The organism is Aeromicrobium sp. Leaf245, from assembly GCF_942548115.1.
Taxonomy (GTDB): Bacteria; Actinomycetota; Actinomycetes; order Propionibacteriales; family Nocardioidaceae; genus Aeromicrobium.
Window position 1 is genome coordinate 2,564,453 of sequence record NZ_OW824151.1, and the last position, 16,689, is coordinate 2,581,141.

At 72.8% G+C, this 16,689-nt stretch carries 13 protein-coding genes; 6 read left to right on the plus strand and 7 right to left on the minus strand.

The genetic code is table 11. The annotated features are described in order from the left end of the window. Positions 1-2: 2 nt before the first annotated feature. The 3 genes from cydD to NBW76_RS12560 are packed head-to-tail and all read right to left on the minus strand — an operon-like array spanning position 3 to position 4,152. Positions 3-1,661, minus strand: a complete 1,659-nt coding sequence (gene cydD / locus NBW76_RS12550; protein ID WP_056554109.1) for a thiol reductant ABC exporter subunit CydD — start codon at positions 1,659-1,661, stop codon at positions 3-5. 6 nt (positions 1,662-1,667) lie between these two features. After that, entirely contained in the window at positions 1,668-2,708 is a 1,041-nt protein-coding gene (gene cydB, locus NBW76_RS12555; protein ID WP_056554106.1) for a cytochrome d ubiquinol oxidase subunit II, read from the minus strand. A 25-nt stretch (positions 2,709-2,733) separates the two neighbouring features. Further along, entirely contained in the window at positions 2,734-4,152 is a 1,419-nt protein-coding gene (locus NBW76_RS12560) for a cytochrome ubiquinol oxidase subunit I (RefSeq protein WP_056554103.1), read from the minus strand. 112 nt (positions 4,153-4,264) lie between these two features. On the opposite strand from NBW76_RS12560, the gene NBW76_RS12565 reads away from it, so the two are divergent. From NBW76_RS12565 to NBW76_RS12575, 3 genes are all read left to right on the plus strand, one after another. Further along, positions 4,265-4,645 carry a BlaI/MecI/CopY family transcriptional regulator gene (locus NBW76_RS12565; protein WP_082481891.1) on the plus strand — a complete coding sequence of 127 codons (381 nt, stop codon included), beginning with the start codon at positions 4,265-4,267 and terminating at the stop codon, positions 4,643-4,645. A gap of 44 nt (positions 4,646-4,689) precedes the next feature. Further along, positions 4,690-5,586, plus strand: a complete 897-nt coding sequence (locus NBW76_RS12570) for a M56 family metallopeptidase (RefSeq protein WP_055967260.1) — start codon at positions 4,690-4,692, stop codon at positions 5,584-5,586. A gap of 72 nt (positions 5,587-5,658) precedes the next feature. Further along, positions 5,659-6,918, plus strand: a complete 1,260-nt coding sequence (locus NBW76_RS12575) for a DUF222 domain-containing protein (protein ID WP_056554100.1) — start codon at positions 5,659-5,661, stop codon at positions 6,916-6,918. 13 nt (positions 6,919-6,931) lie between these two features. Here NBW76_RS12575 and NBW76_RS12580 read toward each other — a convergent pair whose 3' ends face one another. Together NBW76_RS12580 and NBW76_RS12585 are read right to left on the minus strand one after the other, a co-directional pair. After that, positions 6,932-8,215, minus strand: coding sequence for a sensor histidine kinase (locus NBW76_RS12580; protein WP_156364759.1), 1,284 nt, complete (start codon positions 8,213-8,215; stop codon positions 6,932-6,934). A 71-nt stretch (positions 8,216-8,286) separates the two neighbouring features. Beyond that, positions 8,287-8,898, minus strand: a complete 612-nt coding sequence (locus tag NBW76_RS12585) for a response regulator transcription factor (RefSeq protein ID WP_055967252.1) — start codon at positions 8,896-8,898, stop codon at positions 8,287-8,289. Between the two features lie 109 nt (positions 8,899-9,007). On the opposite strand from NBW76_RS12585, the gene NBW76_RS12590 reads away from it, so the two are divergent. The 3 genes from NBW76_RS12590 to NBW76_RS12600 are packed head-to-tail and all read left to right on the plus strand — an operon-like array spanning position 9,008 to position 12,593. Continuing rightward, positions 9,008-10,048: an iron ABC transporter substrate-binding protein gene (locus tag NBW76_RS12590; protein WP_056554094.1), complete on the plus strand. Its 1,041-nt coding sequence runs from the start codon at positions 9,008-9,010 to the stop codon at positions 10,046-10,048. 2 nt (positions 10,049-10,050) lie between these two features. After that, complete coding sequence (locus tag NBW76_RS12595) at positions 10,051-11,604, plus strand: iron ABC transporter permease (RefSeq protein WP_235492939.1); 1,554 nt, start codon at positions 10,051-10,053, stop codon at positions 11,602-11,604. Beyond that, positions 11,595-12,593 carry an ABC transporter ATP-binding protein gene (locus NBW76_RS12600; protein WP_200931757.1) on the plus strand — a complete coding sequence of 333 codons (999 nt, stop codon included), beginning with the start codon at positions 11,595-11,597 and terminating at the stop codon, positions 12,591-12,593. Before NBW76_RS12595 ends, NBW76_RS12600 begins: the two co-directional genes overlap by 10 nt. On the opposite strand, the gene NBW76_RS12605 is transcribed toward NBW76_RS12600, so the two are convergent. Then, a complete protein-coding gene (locus NBW76_RS12605) occupies positions 12,586-13,038 on the minus strand; it encodes a thioesterase family protein (protein ID WP_082480777.1) in 453 nt (150 codons plus the stop codon). The genes NBW76_RS12600 and NBW76_RS12605 overlap by 8 nt on opposite strands. Further along, entirely contained in the window at positions 13,035-16,631 is a 3,597-nt protein-coding gene (gene smc / locus NBW76_RS12610) for a chromosome segregation protein SMC (RefSeq protein ID WP_056554092.1), read from the minus strand. Before smc ends, NBW76_RS12605 begins: the two co-directional genes overlap by 4 nt. Between the last annotated feature and the right edge of the window lie 58 nt (positions 16,632-16,689).

Here is a 16,689-nt window from a genome sequence, read left to right on the forward strand (position 1 = left end):
GTTCACGAGCGGACCACCGTCGCGGACTCGGCGCTCGCCACGGTGACCCGCAGCTCGCGCGAGGCGGCGGCCACGGTCTCGGCGCGGTGCGCGACCACGACGACGGTGACGTCGCCGGTCTCCTGGAGCCGGCAGAGCGTGCCGAGCACGGTGCTCTCGCGGTGGGCGTCGAGGCCCGCGGTCGGCTCGTCCATGAGCAGGAGCCACGTGTCGCCCGCCCGGATGCGCAGCAGGGCCCGGGCCACCGCCACGCGACGCCGCTCACCGGCGGACAGGGACTGTCCCTGCTCCCCCACGTGGCGCTCGGCGGGAAGGTCGTCGGCGCCCGCGTCGTCGAGGGCCGCGCGCACCTGCGCGTCGTCGGCGTCGGGGTCACCGAGCCGGACGTTGTCGGCGACGCTGCCGGCGAGCAGGTGGGGGTCCTGCGGGACCCAGGCGACACGACGGCGCCACGCCTCGGGGTCGAGCTCGTCGAGCCGGTGCCGACCCACCCGTACGGACCCGGCGGTGGGAGCGGCGAAGCCCAGCAGCACCGACAGCAGCGTCGACTTGCCGGAACCGGACGGTCCGGTGACCGCGACGAAGTCGCCGGGCAGGAGAGTGAAGGCCGGCAGCACGAGGGCCGGCTGCTCACGTCCGGGATGGACGACCTCGAGGGCCTGCACCGTGACCGGCGCCGGACCGTCCACCACGAAGTGGCCGGTCGCCCGGTCGGGCTGGGGGCCGTCGAGCAGCGTGAGCGCCTCGTCGGCCGCGGCCAGCCCCTGGGTGCTGTCGTGGAACTGGGTGCCGAGCCGGCGCAGCGGGAGGTAGGCCTCGGGAGCGAGGACGATGACCAGCAGACCGGTCCCCAGGTCGAGCCCCCCGCCGACGAGTCGCAGCCCGGCGGCGACGGCGACGAGAGCCACCGACAGGGTGCTGAACAGCTCGAGGACGAGTGAGGACAGGAACGCGGTGCGCAGCGACTCCATCGTGGCTCGACGGTGCCGCTCCCCCACGTCGCGCAGCCCACGGGCCGAGTCGCGACCGAACCCGGTCAGCACCGTCAGGCCGGCGAGCACGTCGGAGAAGTGCCGCCCGAGACGCTGCAGCTCACCCCACCGGTGGTCGAGCCGGTCGCGCGTCACGAGGCCCACGAGCACCAGGAACGTGACCACGAGCGGGAGCGTGAGCACGACGATGAGCGCCGAGAGGGGGTCGACCACCGCGAGCGTCAGGAGCACGGCCACGGGCACGACGGCCGTGAGCACCACCTGGGGCAGGAAGCGCGCCACGTAGCCGTCGAGCGCGTCGAGCCCGGTCTCGAGCAACGTGGCGACGCGCGCGCTCGACGGCGCGGCGCCCACCCGACGCTGGTCGAGCACGGCCTCGACGAGGTCGTGCCGGAGCCCGGCCTTCACGGAGGCGGCGGCGCGGGCGCCGGCCGTGGCCTGCGCCCAGGCGAGCACGCCGCGCGCGGCCACGACCGCGGCGAGCAGAGCGGCCCCGGCGGCGATCGCACGGGTCGACTCGCCCTCGACGAGACCGACCACGACGTCGGAGACCAGCCAGGCCTGGGCCACCACCGCGACGGCGGCGACGGACCCGAGCACGACGGTGGCGACGAGGAAGCGCCGCGCCGGCCGCGACCGGCGCAGGAGGCGGGGATCGACGGGACCCACGGCCGCTCAGCGCTCCCGACTGGGCTCGAGGTCCGGCGTGGGTGCGAGCACGTCGTCCGGGATGTGGTGCGTGCCGATGCGACGGCGGAACACCCAGTACGACCACGCCTGGTAGCCGATGACGATCGGCGTGAAGGCCGCCGCCACCCAGGTCATGATCCTGAGCGTGTACGGAGTCGAGGAGGCGTTGGTGGTGGTGAGGTTCCACGCGGGATCGAGCGACGACGGCATGACGTCGGGGAAGAGCGCCGTGAAGAGCATGACCGTGACCGCCGCGATCGACAGCGCCGTGCCGATGAACGCCCATCCCTCGCGCCGCGCCGAGGTGGCGGCCAGGGCCGCGACGAAGGCCAGGGCAGCCACGCCACCGGCGATCCAGACCGCGAGGTCGCCGTCGCGGGCGGCCGTCCAGACGATGAACACGACGGCCAGCGCCGCTGCGACCACGCCGACGCGCAGGGCGAGCAGTCGGGCGCGGTCACGGATGTCGCCGACGGTCTTGAGGCCGACGAAGACCGCGCCGTGGACCAGGAAGACCGTGAGGGTCACCAGCCCGCCGAGCAGCGCGTACGGGTTGAGCAGGTCGAAGAAGGAGCCGACGAACTCCTTGTCGGCGTCGATGGGCACGCCGCGCACGATGTTGGCCAGGGCCACGCCCCACAGCAGCGCCGGCACGACGGACCCGATGAGGATGCCGAGGTCGCAGCGACGCTTCCAGATCATCGCGGGCCGCTTGCTGCGGTACTCGAGGGCCACGATGCGCAGGATGAGCGCGACGAGGATGAGGAACAGCGGCAGGTAGAAGCCGCTGAACAAGGTGGCGTACCACTCGGGGAACGCCGCGAAGGTCGCGCCACCGGCGACCAGCAGCCACACCTCGTTGCCGTCCCACACCGGACCGATGGTGTTCAGCAGGACGCGGCGCTCCTTCTCGTCACGAGCGAGCACGGCGGTGAGCATGCCGACGCCGAAGTCGAACCCCTCGAGCACGAGGTAGCCGATCCACAGCACGGCGATGAGCACGAACCAGACGGTGGTGAGCTCCATGGTCGTCTCCTCCGGTTCCTGGTGGTCAGTAGGCGAACGCGAGCGGCGCGTCCGGGTCGTCGACGTACTGGGGCGGGTCGGCGTCGGGCAGGCCCTTGCGGATGTAGGTGAGCAGGAGCTTGACCTCGACGACGGCCAGGGCGCCGTACAGGGCGGTGAAGCCGATGAGCGTCGTGAGCACCTCGGCCGTGGTGGTGCCGGGCGAGACCCCGGCCGACGTCGGCATGAGGCCGAAGACGACCCACGGCTGGCGGCCCATCTCCGTGAAGATCCAGCCGAAGGAGTTGGCGAGCAGCGGCAGGAACGGCAGGACCACGGCGGTGCGCAGGAGCCATCGGCCCTCGCTGGTCCCGGCGCTGGGCATGCGGCGTCGACGGGTGGCCCAGAGCATCCAGGCACCGCCGACCATGGCGAGGCCACCGGAGGTGATCATCGCCCGGAAGGTCCAGTAGGTCACCGGGATGTTCGGCGAGTAGTCGCCGGGGCCGTAGAGCTCCTCGTACTCCGCCTGGAGGGAGTTGATGCCGCGGATCTCCCCGTTCCACGACCCGGTGCCGAGGTAGGACAGCAGGTGCGGCAGCTTGAGCTCGAGGACCGGCTCGCTGCCGTCGAGGGTGCCGACGGTGAGCAGCGAGAAGGAGGCGGGCGCCTCGTCCTCGTAGAGGCCCTCGGCGGCAGCCATCTTCATGGGCTGGACCTCGGTCATGACCTTGCCCTGGAAGTCGCCGGAGATCATGGTGCCGGCGCCGGAGACGAGGAGCACCACGGCGCCGAGCCGCACGGCGGTGCGCCAGGTCTCGCGCTCGTCCTCGCGGTCCTTGCGGAACATCTGCCAGAGGGCGATGCCGGCCACGAAGGCACCGCCGACCATGAAGCACGCGAAGATCGTGTGCGGGAAGGTGACGAGCACGACCTTGTTGGTCATCACGGCCCAGAAGTCGGTGAGCTCGGCGCGACCGACCTTCTCGTTCATCCGGAAGCCGACGGGGTTCTGCATGAACGAGTTCGCCGCGAGGATGAAGTAGGCCGACAGCACGGTGCCGATGGCGGCGAGCCACAGGCAGGCCAGGTGGAGCCCCGGCTTGAGCCGGTCCCAGCCGAAGATCCAGAGGCCGAGGAACGTGGACTCCAGGAAGAAGGCCAGCAGACCCTCGATCGCGAGCGGGGCGCCGAAGATGTCGCCGACGAAGCGGGAGTAGTCGCTCCAGTTCATGCCGAACTGGAACTCCTGGACGATCCCGGTCGCGATGCCCATCGCGAAGTTGATGAGGAAGAGCTTGCCGTAGAACCGGGTGAGCCTGAGGTACTTCTCCTTGCCGGTGCGGTGCCACGCGGTCTGCAGCATGGCCACGAGGAAGATGAGCCCGATCGTGATCGGCACGAAGAAGAAGTGGTAGACGGTCGTGATGCCGAACTGCCACCGCGCGATGTCGAGCGCTTCCATGGTCGCCTCCGCTCGCTGATCTACTACATCCTGTAGTAACTACTACCGAGCGTAGGACCTCGAGGGTCCACCGGCAAGCCGAACTCCTACCGGGCGTAGTAGATTAGGTCACATGCCGCAGTCATCCCGTTCCCTCGGCTCCCTCGAGCGCTCCGTCATGGACGTGCTGTGGGGGGCCACGTCCCCGCTCACCGTCCGCGAGGTGCAGGACGGACTGGAGGCCTCGGGCACGCACGACCTCGCCTACACGACCGTGATGACGGTGCTCGACCGGCTCGGCACCAAGGAGATGGTGAGCCGCGAGCGCGACGGGCGCGCCTTCCGCTACACGGCGGCCCTCTCCCGCGAGGCGGCCACGGCCGAGGCGCTGAACGCCACGCTCGACAGCTCCGGCGACCGCACCGCGGCCCTGCTCCACTTCGCTCGCACCGTCGACCCCGCGGAGGCCGCGGCGCTACGGGCCGCGCTCGACGAGATCGACGCGGGCCGCTGACCGTGCACCCGCGACCCTGAACCCGCCTCCATGACCCCGCGACCATGACTCCGCTGCTCCTCGGCGCGATCGGCCTCGCGCTCGCCCTGCCGGTGCCCGCCCTCCTGTCGCGCGCCGCGTGGCCGCGACTCGCGCCGGCCGCAGGGATCGTGCTCTGGCAGTCGTTGGCGCTCGCCGCCGTGCTCGCCATCTCGGGGGCCGCGCTCTCCACGGCGCTGTGGCTCGTCACCGACGACGAGCCGACCTGGTGGCGGATCGCCCTCCACGCGACGCTCATGGGCATCGGCGTCCTGGTGTGGGCGCGCTTCTGGTGGGCGGCCTGGCAGGTCTGGCGCGAGACGTCGACCCGGCGCGCCCGCCACCGCGCGCTGGTGGACCTCCTCGGCGAGCCCCACGGCGCACTCCCCGCCGTGCGGGTCCTGACCGAGCAGACACCCGTGGCCTACTGCATCCCTCGCCTGCGCGACGCCCGCGTCGTGATCTCCAGCGGGGCCGTGGAGTCCCTCGACGACGACGCCCTCCAGGCCGTGCTCGAGCACGAGCGCTCGCACGTGCGCACCCGTCACGACCTCGTGCTCGAGGCCTTCGGCGTGCTGCACCGCGCGTTCCCCCGACCCCTGCGCACCGACGCTCCCCTGCGTCAGAGCCAGGTGATGGTCGAGCTCATGGCCGACGACGCGGCGCGCAAGGTCACGGGCGACCCGCCCCTCGCCCGCGCGATCGTCGCCCTCGCCGGAGGCCCCACCCCGGCCGGCGCCCTCGGCGCGAGCAGCGACGCGCTCCTGCGTCTCGAGCGACTGCGCGACCCCGCCCCGACCCGGGCACGCCGAGCGTCGGCCATCGCGTCGATCGCGATCTCGGCGGTGGTGCTGGTCGTCCCGACCGTCTTCATCGCGGTGCCGTGGATGTACCACGCGGTCGAGGTGCTGCTCGAGCGGTGACCACGCGGTGCGACCGTCAGCGGCCCCGACCTTTCGAGCACGGTGTCGGAAGGCGCTTCTAGGGTCGAGGACATGGACGAGCTGGACTTCACCTTCGACGACACCGAGCTGGACGTGCCCTTCCGCACGGCCGGCGCGGAGGCGGTCGACCGGGTGACGGTGCGTCGGCGAGCCCTCCACGTGCTCGAGGCCGAGCAGCTGGTCGACATGCTCGACTACGTGGAGTCCGCGCGGGCCGAGGGCGAGCAGTACTCGCGGTCCGCCGCACGCACGGCCGCCCAGGCAGCGGCGCACGACCTCTCGCTCGCCCTGGGAGTCGCACCCGGCACCGTGGTCGCCCGCCTGGCCATGGCCCGACGGGTCCGAGGCCGCCTGCCCGCGGTGTGGAAGGCGTTCCTGGGCGGGTCCGTCAGCCAGCACCACGTAGACATCGTCGACGTCCAGCTGCAGCGGCTCACCGAGCCGGACTCCCCTGCCGTCCTCGACGAGCGCATCGCCCGGTACGCGGCCGACCACACGGTGCCCCAGACGCGACGCTGGCTCTCCCGCCAGGTCGAGCGACTCGAGGCCGACACCGCTCGGGAGCGGCACCGTCGTGCGCGTGCCGACCGCCACGTGCGGCTCAGCCCGGCCGGGGACGGCATGGCCTGGCTCTCCGCCCTGGTGCCCGAGCTCGACGGACACGCCGCCCTTCAACGCCTCGACACCGAGGCCCGTGGCATGACCGCCGACCCCCGCACCCACGACCAGCGCTGCGCCGACCTGTTCACCGGGCTGCTGCTCGGCTCGCCGGACCCGGAGGCGGAGTCCGCCGGCTCCGACCGCGGCGGCGTGAGCACGGTCATCGGCATCACCGTCCCGGTCACCTCGCTCATGGGCATCTCCGATGCCCCCGGCGAGCTGGCCGACCGCTCGGCCTCCGTGCCTGCGGCGCTCGTCCGCGAGAAGGCCGTGGAGCCCGGCACGGTCTTCTACAGGCTGCTCACCGACGACCACGGGCATCTGCTCGACGCCACCCACCTCGGCCGGTTCGCACCGGAGAAGATCCGTACCGCCCTCTGGTTCCGCGACGGTACGACGAGCTTCCCGACCTCCGACGTCCCCGCCTCACGCAGCGACATCGACCACACCGAGGCCTGGCCCGCACCCACACGGGGCACCAACCTCGGCCCGATCCACCGCCGGGCCCATCGACTCAAGACCGCCCGCCTGTACCGACTCAGACGTCGCGGACGATCCTGGGAGTGGACCACCCGCACCGGACACGTCTATCGCCGCGACCCCGACCCGTTGCCCGTCGAGCAGTGGCCCGAGCTGCTGCCCGCCGCCTGAGTCAAGCCACGCCTCATTCCGGCAGGTCCGCCGGAAGCCACACCTGCAAGCACGACCCGTCGACGCTGCCCTCGGCCGGCTCGAGCCGCAACGTCCCGCCGACACCGTGCACCTCGTGTGCGAGCAGGCGGAGTCCCAGCCCGTGGCGCACCTCGGCGGGAAGCCCCACGCCGTCGTCGGTCACGGTCACGCGCACGCCGGGCACCGACGAGTCGACGACCTGTGTGACCTCGACGGACGCGGAGCGCGCGCCCGCGTGCCGCACCACGTTGCGCAGACCCTCCCGCACGACGCGGTACACGAGGAACGAGGCGTCGGCGTCCAGCCCCAGGCCCCCGTCCACCCGCACCGCCACGTCGAGTCCGACCTCGCCCGAGCCGCGCCCCAGCTCGTCGACCGCTGCCCGCAGACCCTCGGCGGACACGGCGTCGGGGAACAGGTCGTCGCCCACCGAACGCAGCTCACCCACGCCGTCGCGCAGCACCCGGGTGGCCCGGTCCAGCGCGGCTGCGTCCGACTCAGAGAGCCCCCCACGATCGACGCTGTCCAGCACGAGCGCCGCACCCGACAGCTCCTGCACCGGGCCGTCGTGCAGGCGCTGCGCCATCCGGCGTCGGTCGGACAGGGCGTCGCGCAGCCCTCGCTGCGCGAGGCGCCGGCGGTCGGACTCCGCCGCACCCGCCCGTCGCGCCAGACCGACCGCCAACGGCAACGTCGCCACCGCGAACAGCAGCAGGGAACCCACGACCACCGGCAGCCACTGCCGGAGCAGCTCGCTCCGGCTCAACGCCATGGCCGGCGTCGGCAGGTACGCCTCGAACAGGAATGGGGTGCCGCGGCCGTCGCGGAACCCCACGGACACCTCGTAGGTCCCCTCCGGGTAGGGCTGTGGTCCTTCGGCCGCCGGCTCCACGCGACGCGCCACCGCCCGTCCCGACGCGAACAGGGCGTACTCCTCGCCCAGCTCGACCTCGGCACCCTGGTACAGGCGGTTGTCGGAGTAGACGATCCGTCCACGACCGTCACCGAGGTCGGCCCAGATCTTGACCTGCCGCAGCGCACCCTGGTCTACCCGGCCGAGGAAGGCGTCGTCGAGCCGGCCACGCTCGCCCACCGGGTCGAGGGCGTCCACACCCAAGGGTGCGACGTACTGCTCGGCCAGCGTGCGGGCGTCCAGCTCCGCATGGTCGAGTGCCTCCCGCGTGGCGATCCGGCCCGCGACCACGACGGCCACCGTCACCACGAGCACCAGCACGATCGACGCGCCCGCCACGTAGCGGACCACCGCTCCGCGCACGGGGCTCCCCTCCGCACCGAACGGGACCCGGGCCGTCCGCCCTCGCCGCCGCACCGTGCCGCCGAGCACCACTACGGCGCGCCGATCCTCAGGATGCCGCTGCGCGCCGCCATCACCACGGCGTCGAGCTGCGTGCGCGCTCCCAGCTTGGCGAGCACGTTCTTCACGTGGTCACGCGTCGTGTGCGGACTGATGCCGAGCGTGCGGGCGATGGCTCGCACGTCCGATCCCTCGCCGAGCAGCTCCAGCACCTCGAGCTCACGACGGGTCAGGCCGTGCTGCGGCTCCTGCAGCTGCACGAGCACCGGGGCGTCGGGGCGCGCGTCGCGCAACGCGGCCAGGAGCTCGGTCAAGGACAGCTCCTTGGCCAGCAGCGCGGCCACGCCCACCGCTCGGGCCCGCTCCACCAGGTCCGCACGCGGGTAGGCGGTGAGCACGACCACGCGCAGCTCCGGTCGGGCGGCCAGCAGCTCGGCCGCGAGGTCGAGTCCGTCGCCGTCGGGCAGGCGCACGTCCACGAGCGCCAGGTCCGGGCGGAGCTCCGCGGCCAGCCGTCGGGCGTCCTCGACCGACGCGGCCGATCCGACGCAGCGCATGGTGGGGTCGCTCTCGAGCGCCACGGACACGAGGTCGGCGAAGACCTGGTGGTCGTCGACCACCAGCACCCGCTCGATGCCACCCATGCCGCCTCCTGACCCCCGGCCGATCAGACCCCCCTAGGTTAGGGAGTGACGGGCAGGCTCACCTTACTTAGGCTCACCTTGCTTCATCACTCCGACCAAGGACACCTGCATGCGCACCCCCCTCCCTCGTTCGCGGCACCGCGGCGCGCGCGTCGCGCTCCCCCTCACGGTCCTCGTGCTCGTGCTCTCCGCCTGCGGCGGCTCGAGCGACGACGGGGCCGACGACGACGGACCGCTCGTGGTCTACGTCGGGCGCGACGAGGCACTCGTCTCGCCGCTCGTCGAGCAGTTCACGAAGGACACCGGGATCGAGGTCGAGGCGCGCTACGCAGAGACCCCGGAGCTCACGGCCACCCTCCTCGAGGAGGGTGACGCCACCCCCGCCGACGTGTTCCTGTCCCAGGACGCCGGCGCCCTCGGCGCACTCTCCGAGGCGGGCCTGCTGAGCGACCTCGACGCGGACCTGACCGACAAGGTCCCGGCGTCCCTCACCTCCACCGACGGGTCGTGGGTGGGCGTGACCGGTCGCGCCCGAGTCATCGCGTACGACAGCGAGAAGCTGGACGAGGCCGACGTCCCCGACGAGGTCGCCGACCTCACGGACGAGGAGTGGAAGGGCCGCGTGGGCTTCCCGCCCGGCAACGCGTCGTTCCAGGCCTTCGTCACGGGCTTCCGCGTCTCCCGGGGCGACGACGCGGCCCAGGCGTGGCTGGAGGGCATGGCCGCCAACGACTACCAGTCGTACGAGAAGAACGGCGCCGTGCTCGAGGCCGTCAACACCGGCCAGCTCGACCTCGGCCTGATCAACCACTACTACTGGTTCCAGACGGCCGCCGAGGTGGGCGCCGGCCAGATGCGTGCGCAGCTGACGTTCCCGAAGGCCGGCGACCCGGGCGCACTCGTCAACGTCACCGGCGCGGGCATCCTGTCCGACCACGACGATGCCGCAGCGTTCGTCGAGTACCTCCTGTCCGACGCCGGCCAGACGTACTTCGTCGAGAACACCTACGAGTACCCGCTCGTGGAGGGCATCGACGCCCCGGAGGGCCTGCCTGCGCTGGCCGACCTCCAGGGTCCGGACATCGACCTCTCCGACCTGGCCGACCTCGAGGCCACGGTGCGCATGATCCAGGACGCCGGACTGTCCTGACCGTGACCTCGGACCGGACCCGCCCGGCGCACCGACCCCGCCGGCTCCTGCTCCTCGCAGCAGGAGCCGGCGGGGCCGTCGCCGCGCTCCCGCTCGGCTACCTCCTGGTCCGAGGAGCACAGATCGGGCCCGACGTCTTCGCCGAGACCCTGGGCCGGGCCCGGACGTTGTCCCTGCTCGGCTCGAGCGTCGGCCTGGCCGCGGCGGTGTGCGTCACGACCCTTCTGGTCGGCCTCGCCACGGCCGCGGCCACCTCGGCGGTGAGGTTGCCCGGCGGTCGCGTGTGGTGGGTGCTCGCGGCCATCCCGCTCGCGATGCCGTCGTACGTCGCGGCCTTCGGCTGGCTCACCACGGTCCCGGGCTGGACCGGCTTCTGGCCCTCGTGGCTCGTGCTCTCGCTCGTGTGCACGCCGTACGTCACGCTCCCCGTGGCCGCCGCGCTGCGTCGTGTCGACCCCGATGCCGCCGCCGTCGCGCGCACCCTCGGTCGACCTCCGTTCCGCGCCTGGACGGGCACCGTGCTGCCCCAGGTGCTCCCCGCGGCGGCAGCGGGCACGCTCCTGGTGGCGCTCTACGTCCTGTCCGACTTCGGGGCCGTCGCCATGCTGCGCTTCGACGTGTTCACCTTCGCCATCTCGCGCGAGTACGGCTCGTTCGTCGGCAGGGAGCAGGCCGTCGTCCTCGCGCTGCTCCTCGTGCTCCTCGCCCTCGGGACCGTCGTGCTCGAGCGGTCGGTGCGTGGTCGCGGTGAGCGATGGCGCACCGGACGGGGAACCGCCGCTCCACCGCGCCCGGTCCGTCTGGGGCCGGCGCCCACCGCCCTCGTGGCGGGCAGCCTGCTCGTCGTCCCCCTGCTGGCCGTCGGGGTCCCGATCCTGGCTCTCTTCAGGCGTCTCGCCGCCGGGACCGCGCGCGCCCTCGACGTCGGCGAGCTGCTCTCGGCGATCCTCACCACCACCCTGCTCGGCATGGTCGCCGCGCTGGCCGTCGTGGTCCTCGCCGTGCCGGTCGGCGTGCTGGCGGCCCGGCACCGCGGCCGGCTCGTGGCCCTCGTCGAGAGCCTCGCCTTCGCCGGGCACGCGCTGCCGGGCATCGTGGTGGCCCTGTCGCTCGTGTACTTCTCGCTGCGCGTGGTTCCCGGGCTCTACCAGGGCGTCGTGGTGCTGGTGCTCGCCTACGTGGTGCTGTTCCTGCCCAAGGCCGTCGGCGCCACGCGCACCAGCGTGGCGCTCGTCCCACCGGTGCTGTCGGAGGTGGCCCGCAGCCTCGGTCGGCACCCCCTGCCGGCCCAGGCCCGCACCACCGGTGTCCTTGCCGCTCCGGGAGTCGCCGCAGGTGCGCTGCTCGTCATGCTGACCGTCATGAAGGAGCTCCCGGCCACGCTCCTGCTGCGCCCCACCGGTCTCGACACCCTCGCCACCGAGGTCTGGAGCCGCACGAGCTCGGCAGCGTACGGGGCCGCTGCTCCCTACGCGCTCGCCGTCGTGGCGCTCGCCGCGATCCCCGCGTTCCTGCTGTCCCGACCGACGTCCTGGGAGGCCCGCCGATGGGAATGAACGACATGGACCCCGTGGCACGCGGGCTCGTCGTCTCCGGCCTCGTCGCCGGGTACGACGACGCAGCCGTGCTGCAGGGCGTCGACCTCCGGGTGCCCGCGGGGACCCTCGTCGCGCTCGTCGGGCCGAGCGGCTGCGGCAAGACCACCCTGCTGCGCTGCGTCGCCGGTCTGCACCCCACCCTCTCGGGGAGCACCACCCTGCTCGGACGACCGCTCGACGCACCCGGAGCGTCGGTGCCCACGCATCACCGGTCGATCACCCTCGTCCCGCAGGAGGCGGCGCTGTTCCCCCACCTCGACGTCGCGGCCAACGTCGGCTTCGGACTGCCCCGCGGGTCGCGCGACAGGATCTTGCACCTCCTCGACCTCGTCGGTCTCACCGAGCTGGCGCACCGTCGCCCGCACGAGCTGTCCGGCGGCCAGCAGCACCGGGTCGCCGTGGCGCGCGCCCTGGCACCGAGCCCTGCCCTCGTGCTGCTCGACGAACCGTTCTCCGCTCTCGACGCCCGTCTGCGCGACGACCTGCGCCACGAGGTGCGCGAGCTGCTCGTGGCCGAGAGGGCGACGGCCCTGCTCGTCACGCACGACCAGGCCGAGGCGCTCACCCTTGCCGACGAGGTGGCCGTCATGCACGACGGGACGGTCCTGCAGCAGGCCGAGCCCGAGGTGCTCTACCGCGAGCCCGAGCACGCGTGGACCGCGACCTTCCTCGGTGAGGCCACCGTGCTCGCCCAGGACGACCCACTGGTCGCGGCCGCGACGATCGACGGCGACGACGGCACCCGGCTGGTCGTACGGCCCGAGCACGTGGTGGTCGACGAGGCTGCGACGCCGGCGGTCGTCGCGCGCCGCTCGTACCGCGGTCACGAGTGGCTCGTGGAGCTCGACCTGCCGGGCCGCCGGGTCCTCATGCGCACCGACGCCGCGCCGCCCCCGGTCGGTGCGACGCTGCCGGTACGGGCCACCCGCGCCCGTCGCGTCAGGTGAGCGGCTCGAGGACCGCGCGGACGACGTCGGGCACTGGGGTGACCGCGCGCTCGGAGCCGGTCACGTACACGTGGACGAACCGTCCGATCGCGGCCGGCTCGGGTGCCGCGCCCTGGAACAGGCCGATCTCGTAGACCACGCTCGACGTCCCCAGCCGGACCACCCGCAGGCCCACCTCGACGTCGCCGGGGAAGCGCAGCTCGCGCAGGAACCGACACCCCGTCTCGGCCACCACCCCGTACGCGTCCAGGGTGCGGATGTCGGTGCCACTCGCGTCGATGAGGTAGCCGTTCACCGCCGTGTCGAAGAACGAGTAGTAGACGACGTTGTTGACGTGCCCGTAGACGTCCTCGTCCTCCCACCGGGTGGAGATGCGACGCACGACGGGAAAATCATCGCGCCGTCGGGACCCGTCGTCGGCCGGTGCTCGATCTTTCTCGCTCACGCCATCTCGTCCTCACGCAGTCGCTGGCTGATCACCGTCGTCACGCCGTCACCCCGCATGGACACGCCGTAGAGGGCGTCGCCGACCTCCATCGTGCGCTTCTGGTGGGTGATGACGATGAGCTGGGAGTTGGCGCGCAGCTCCTCGTAGATCTCCAGCAGACGCCCGAGGTTGGTGTCGTCGAGCGCCGCCTCGACCTCGTCGAGGATGTAGAACGGGCTGGGCCTGGCCTTGAACAGCGCCACGAGGAACGCGACGGCCACGAGCGACCGCTCGCCACCGGAGAGCAGCGACAGCCTCTTGACTTTTTTTCCGGGCGGGCGCGCCTCGACGTCGATGCCGGTCGTGAGCAGGTCGTCGGGGTCGGTGAGCAGCAGACGGCCCTCGCCGCCGGGGAAGAGTCGGGAGAAGACCCCCTCGAACTCGCGCGACACGTCCGTCCAGGCCTCGCTGAAGACCTGCTGCACCCGCTCGTCGACGTCGGCCACGATGTCGAGCAGGTCCTGCCGGGTGCGCTTGAGGTCGTCGAGCTGCTCGGACAGGAACTGGTGACGCTCCTCGAGGGCCGAGAACTCCTCGAGCGCCAAGGGGTTGACCTTGCCGAGCATGGCCATGGCCCGCTCGGCGGCCCGCAACCGCTTGGTCTGCTCGGCCCGGTCGAAGGGCCGACCTTCCGGCTCGGCCTGCGGGTCGTCCGCGTCACCGGTGGTCGCGACGGCGTCGTCGGTGGCCTCGACCACCTCCGGGGCGGGGGGCGGCACCAGCTGGTCGGGACCGTACTCGGCCACGAGCGCCTCGACCTCGACGCCGAGCTCCTCCAGCGCGCGCGCCTCGAGCGCCTCGAGGCGGAGCCGCTGCTCGGCCCGAGCCATCTCGTCGCGGTGCACGGAGGTGGTGAGACCGTCGAGCTCCTCGGCCAGCGTCCGCAGCCGCGCGCGCACGTCGCGCAGCTCCGTCTCACGGCCCGAGCGCGACTGCTCGATCTCGGTCCGCAGCGCCGCCGCCTCGGCGATCGTGGTCTCGAGCCGGGCGAGCGCGACGTCGCTCACCGCCAGCACCGCGCGCGCCGTCTCGGCCTCGCGCAGCTGCTGCTCACGCCGCAACCGGGCCTGGATGCGCGCCTCGCGCTCGGCAGCCGCCGACGCCACCAGCGCACTGGCCTGGCCCTCGAGCGCGCGGGCCCGTTCCTCGTTCGTGCGCAGCGCCAGTCGCGCCTCCGTCTCGGTGCGACGCGCGGTCGACGCGACCTCGGCGAGCTCCTCCAGCGCCGAGGTGTCGGGTTCCTCCTCCGGCGCCTCCTCGGCCTGCGTGAGGCGCTCCTCGAGCTCGGCCAGGCCGCCCAGGTCGCGCTCGTGCGCCTCCTGGGCCGACGCGATCGCCGCCGTCAGCCGCTCGGCCTCGCCCTTGGCCGCGCGCGCCGTCGACCCGAGCTGGCCGAGGGACTCCGCGACGGCCGACATCTCCGCGTCGGACTCGTGCAGCTTCTCCATCGCCGCATCGACCCGCTCCTGCGCCGCTGCACGTTCCTGCGCGATGCGCTGCGCATCGAAGCGGAGCGTCTCCAGCTGTCGGTCGGCCTCGCCCAGCTCCTCGCGCGCCTGGTCGATGGCGGCCTGGACCTCGAGCAGGCTCTGCTGCGACGACGAGCCACCGGAGGCGTAGTGCGCCCCGAGGATGTCCCCGTCGCGCGTCACCGCCGTGAGGTCGGACGCCTGGGCGACCAGCACCTTGGCGGCCGTGAGGTCGTCGACGACCGCGACCTTGAACAGCAGCCGACGCAGCGCCGCGTGCAGGGTGGCGGGCGGGTCGACGACGTCGACGGCGTAGGTGGCACCGTCCGGCAGACCCGGCCACCCGGTGTCGTCCAGCTCGGTGTCACCGCCGAGCAGCAGCCCGGCACGACCGAGGTCCTCCGTCTTGAGCAGCTCCATCGCCGTGACGGCGGTGTCGAGGTGGTCGACGGCCACGGCGTCGGCGGCGGACCCGAGCGCGGAGGCGATGGCGGCCTCGAAGCCGGGGCGCACGGTGATGAGCGCGGCCACCGAGCCGAGCAGCCCGCTGATCTCGTCGGAGACCGCCAGCAGGGCACCCGCACCGTCCTTGCGCGCCAGGCCCACCTCCAGCGCCTCGACACGAGCGGCCAGACCTGCCTGCCGGCGGCCGGCCTCCTGCTCCACCGTCGTGACCTCGCGGGCCTTCGCCTCGGCGTCGGCCAGCGCGGCCTCGGCCGACTCGAGCGCCTCGTCGAGCCCTGACTCGCCCTGGCTCAGCCCGGCGATCTCGCTCTCGCGCACGGCAAACGCCTTCTGCGCCTCCTCGGACCGCTTGAGCGCCTCGTCGCGCGCCGAGCGCAGGCGGGCCACCTCCGCGTCGGCGGCCTCGGCGCGGCTCTTGAGCGCGTTGACCTGCCCGTGCAGGCGCGCGAGACCCTCACGACGGTCGGCGGCGGCCCGCAGCAGACCCGCGACCCGTCGCTCCTCCTCGCCGTAGGACGTCTCGGCCTCGCCCCGCGCCGCCACGGCGGTCTCGAGCGCGGCCCGCGCCTCGGCGACCGACGTCGTCATGGCCTGGTGCTGCTCCTCGACCCGTCGGGCCTCCGCCTCGAGCTCCTCGGGGTCACGACCGGAGGGCCGGTCGTCGGACTCCACGGCGGCCAGTCGGATCCGCTCGTTGGCGAGCCCGGCGGTGCCGCGCATGCGCTCGCGCAGCCCCGACAGGGCGTACCAGGTCTCCTGGGCGGCCGACAGCGCCGGCGAGTCCTCGCGCAGCTGGTCCTCGAGCTCGGTCTCCTGCTGGCGCGCGACGGACACCGCGTGCTCGACGGCCGACCGTCGCTGCTTGAGCGCGGCCTCGTCGGCCATCTCCTCGGCGATCGTGGACCGCGCGGTGACGATGTCGTCGGCGAGCAGGCGGGACCGCGCGTCGCGCACGTCGGCCTGGATGGTCACGGCACGCCGCGCCACCTCGGCCTGCCGGCCGAGCGGCTTGAGCTGGCGCCGTAGCTCGGTGAGCACGTCCTGCAGACGCGTCAGGTTCCCCTGCGTCGCGTCGAGCTTGCGCAGCGCCTTCTCCTTGCGCTTGCGGTGCTTGAGCACACCGGCGGCCTCCTCGACGAAGCCGCGACGCTCCTCGGGGGTGGCCCGCAGCACCGAGTCGAGCTGCCCCTGTCCCACGATCACGTGCATCTCGCGGCCGATGCCGGAGTCGCTCAGCAGCTCCTGCACGTCGAGCAGACGGCAGCTGGTGCCGTTGATCGCGTACTCCGAACCGCCGTTGCGGAACATGGTCCGCGAGATCGTGACCTCGCTGTACTCGATGGGCAGTGCACCGTCGGTGTTGTCGATCGTGAGGACCACCTCGGCGCGGCCGAGCGGCGGGCGGCCGGAGGTGCCGGCGAAGATGACGTCCTCCATCTTGCCGCCGCGCAGCGACTTGGCACCCTGCTCGCCCATGACCCAGGCGAGGGCGTCCACGACGTTCGACTTGCCGGAGCCGTTTGGCCCCACCACGCACGTGATGCCGGGCTCGAGCTCCAGGGTGGTGCTCGACGCGAACGACTTGAAACCGCGCAGCGTGAGGCTCTTCAGGTACACGCGACCACCCTAGTGCGTCGTCGTGTCCCGCCCTCGGAGGCGAGCGAGGGTACTGGGA

Excerpts from the sequence above, each read along its gene's own strand:
- NBW76_RS12560 (WP_056554103.1), bottom strand. The coding sequence starts at position 4,152 with ATGGAAGCGCTCGACATCGCGCGGTGGCAGTTCGGCATCACGACCGTC.
- NBW76_RS12585 (WP_055967252.1), bottom strand. The coding sequence starts at position 8,898 with ATGGGTGGCATCGAGCGGGTGCTGGTGGTCGACGACCACCAGGTCTTC.
- NBW76_RS12600 (WP_200931757.1), top strand. The coding sequence starts at position 11,595 with ATGGGAATGAACGACATGGACCCCGTGGCACGCGGGCTCGTCGTCTCC.
- NBW76_RS12565 (WP_082481891.1), top strand. The coding sequence starts at position 4,265 with ATGCCGCAGTCATCCCGTTCCCTCGGCTCCCTCGAGCGCTCCGTCATG.
- NBW76_RS12570 (WP_055967260.1), top strand. The coding sequence starts at position 4,690 with ATGACTCCGCTGCTCCTCGGCGCGATCGGCCTCGCGCTCGCCCTGCCG.
- NBW76_RS12575 (WP_056554100.1), top strand. The coding sequence starts at position 5,659 with ATGGACGAGCTGGACTTCACCTTCGACGACACCGAGCTGGACGTGCCC.
- NBW76_RS12590 (WP_056554094.1), top strand. The coding sequence starts at position 9,008 with ATGCGCACCCCCCTCCCTCGTTCGCGGCACCGCGGCGCGCGCGTCGCG.
- cydB (WP_056554106.1), bottom strand. The coding sequence starts at position 2,708 with ATGGAGCTCACCACCGTCTGGTTCGTGCTCATCGCCGTGCTGTGGATC.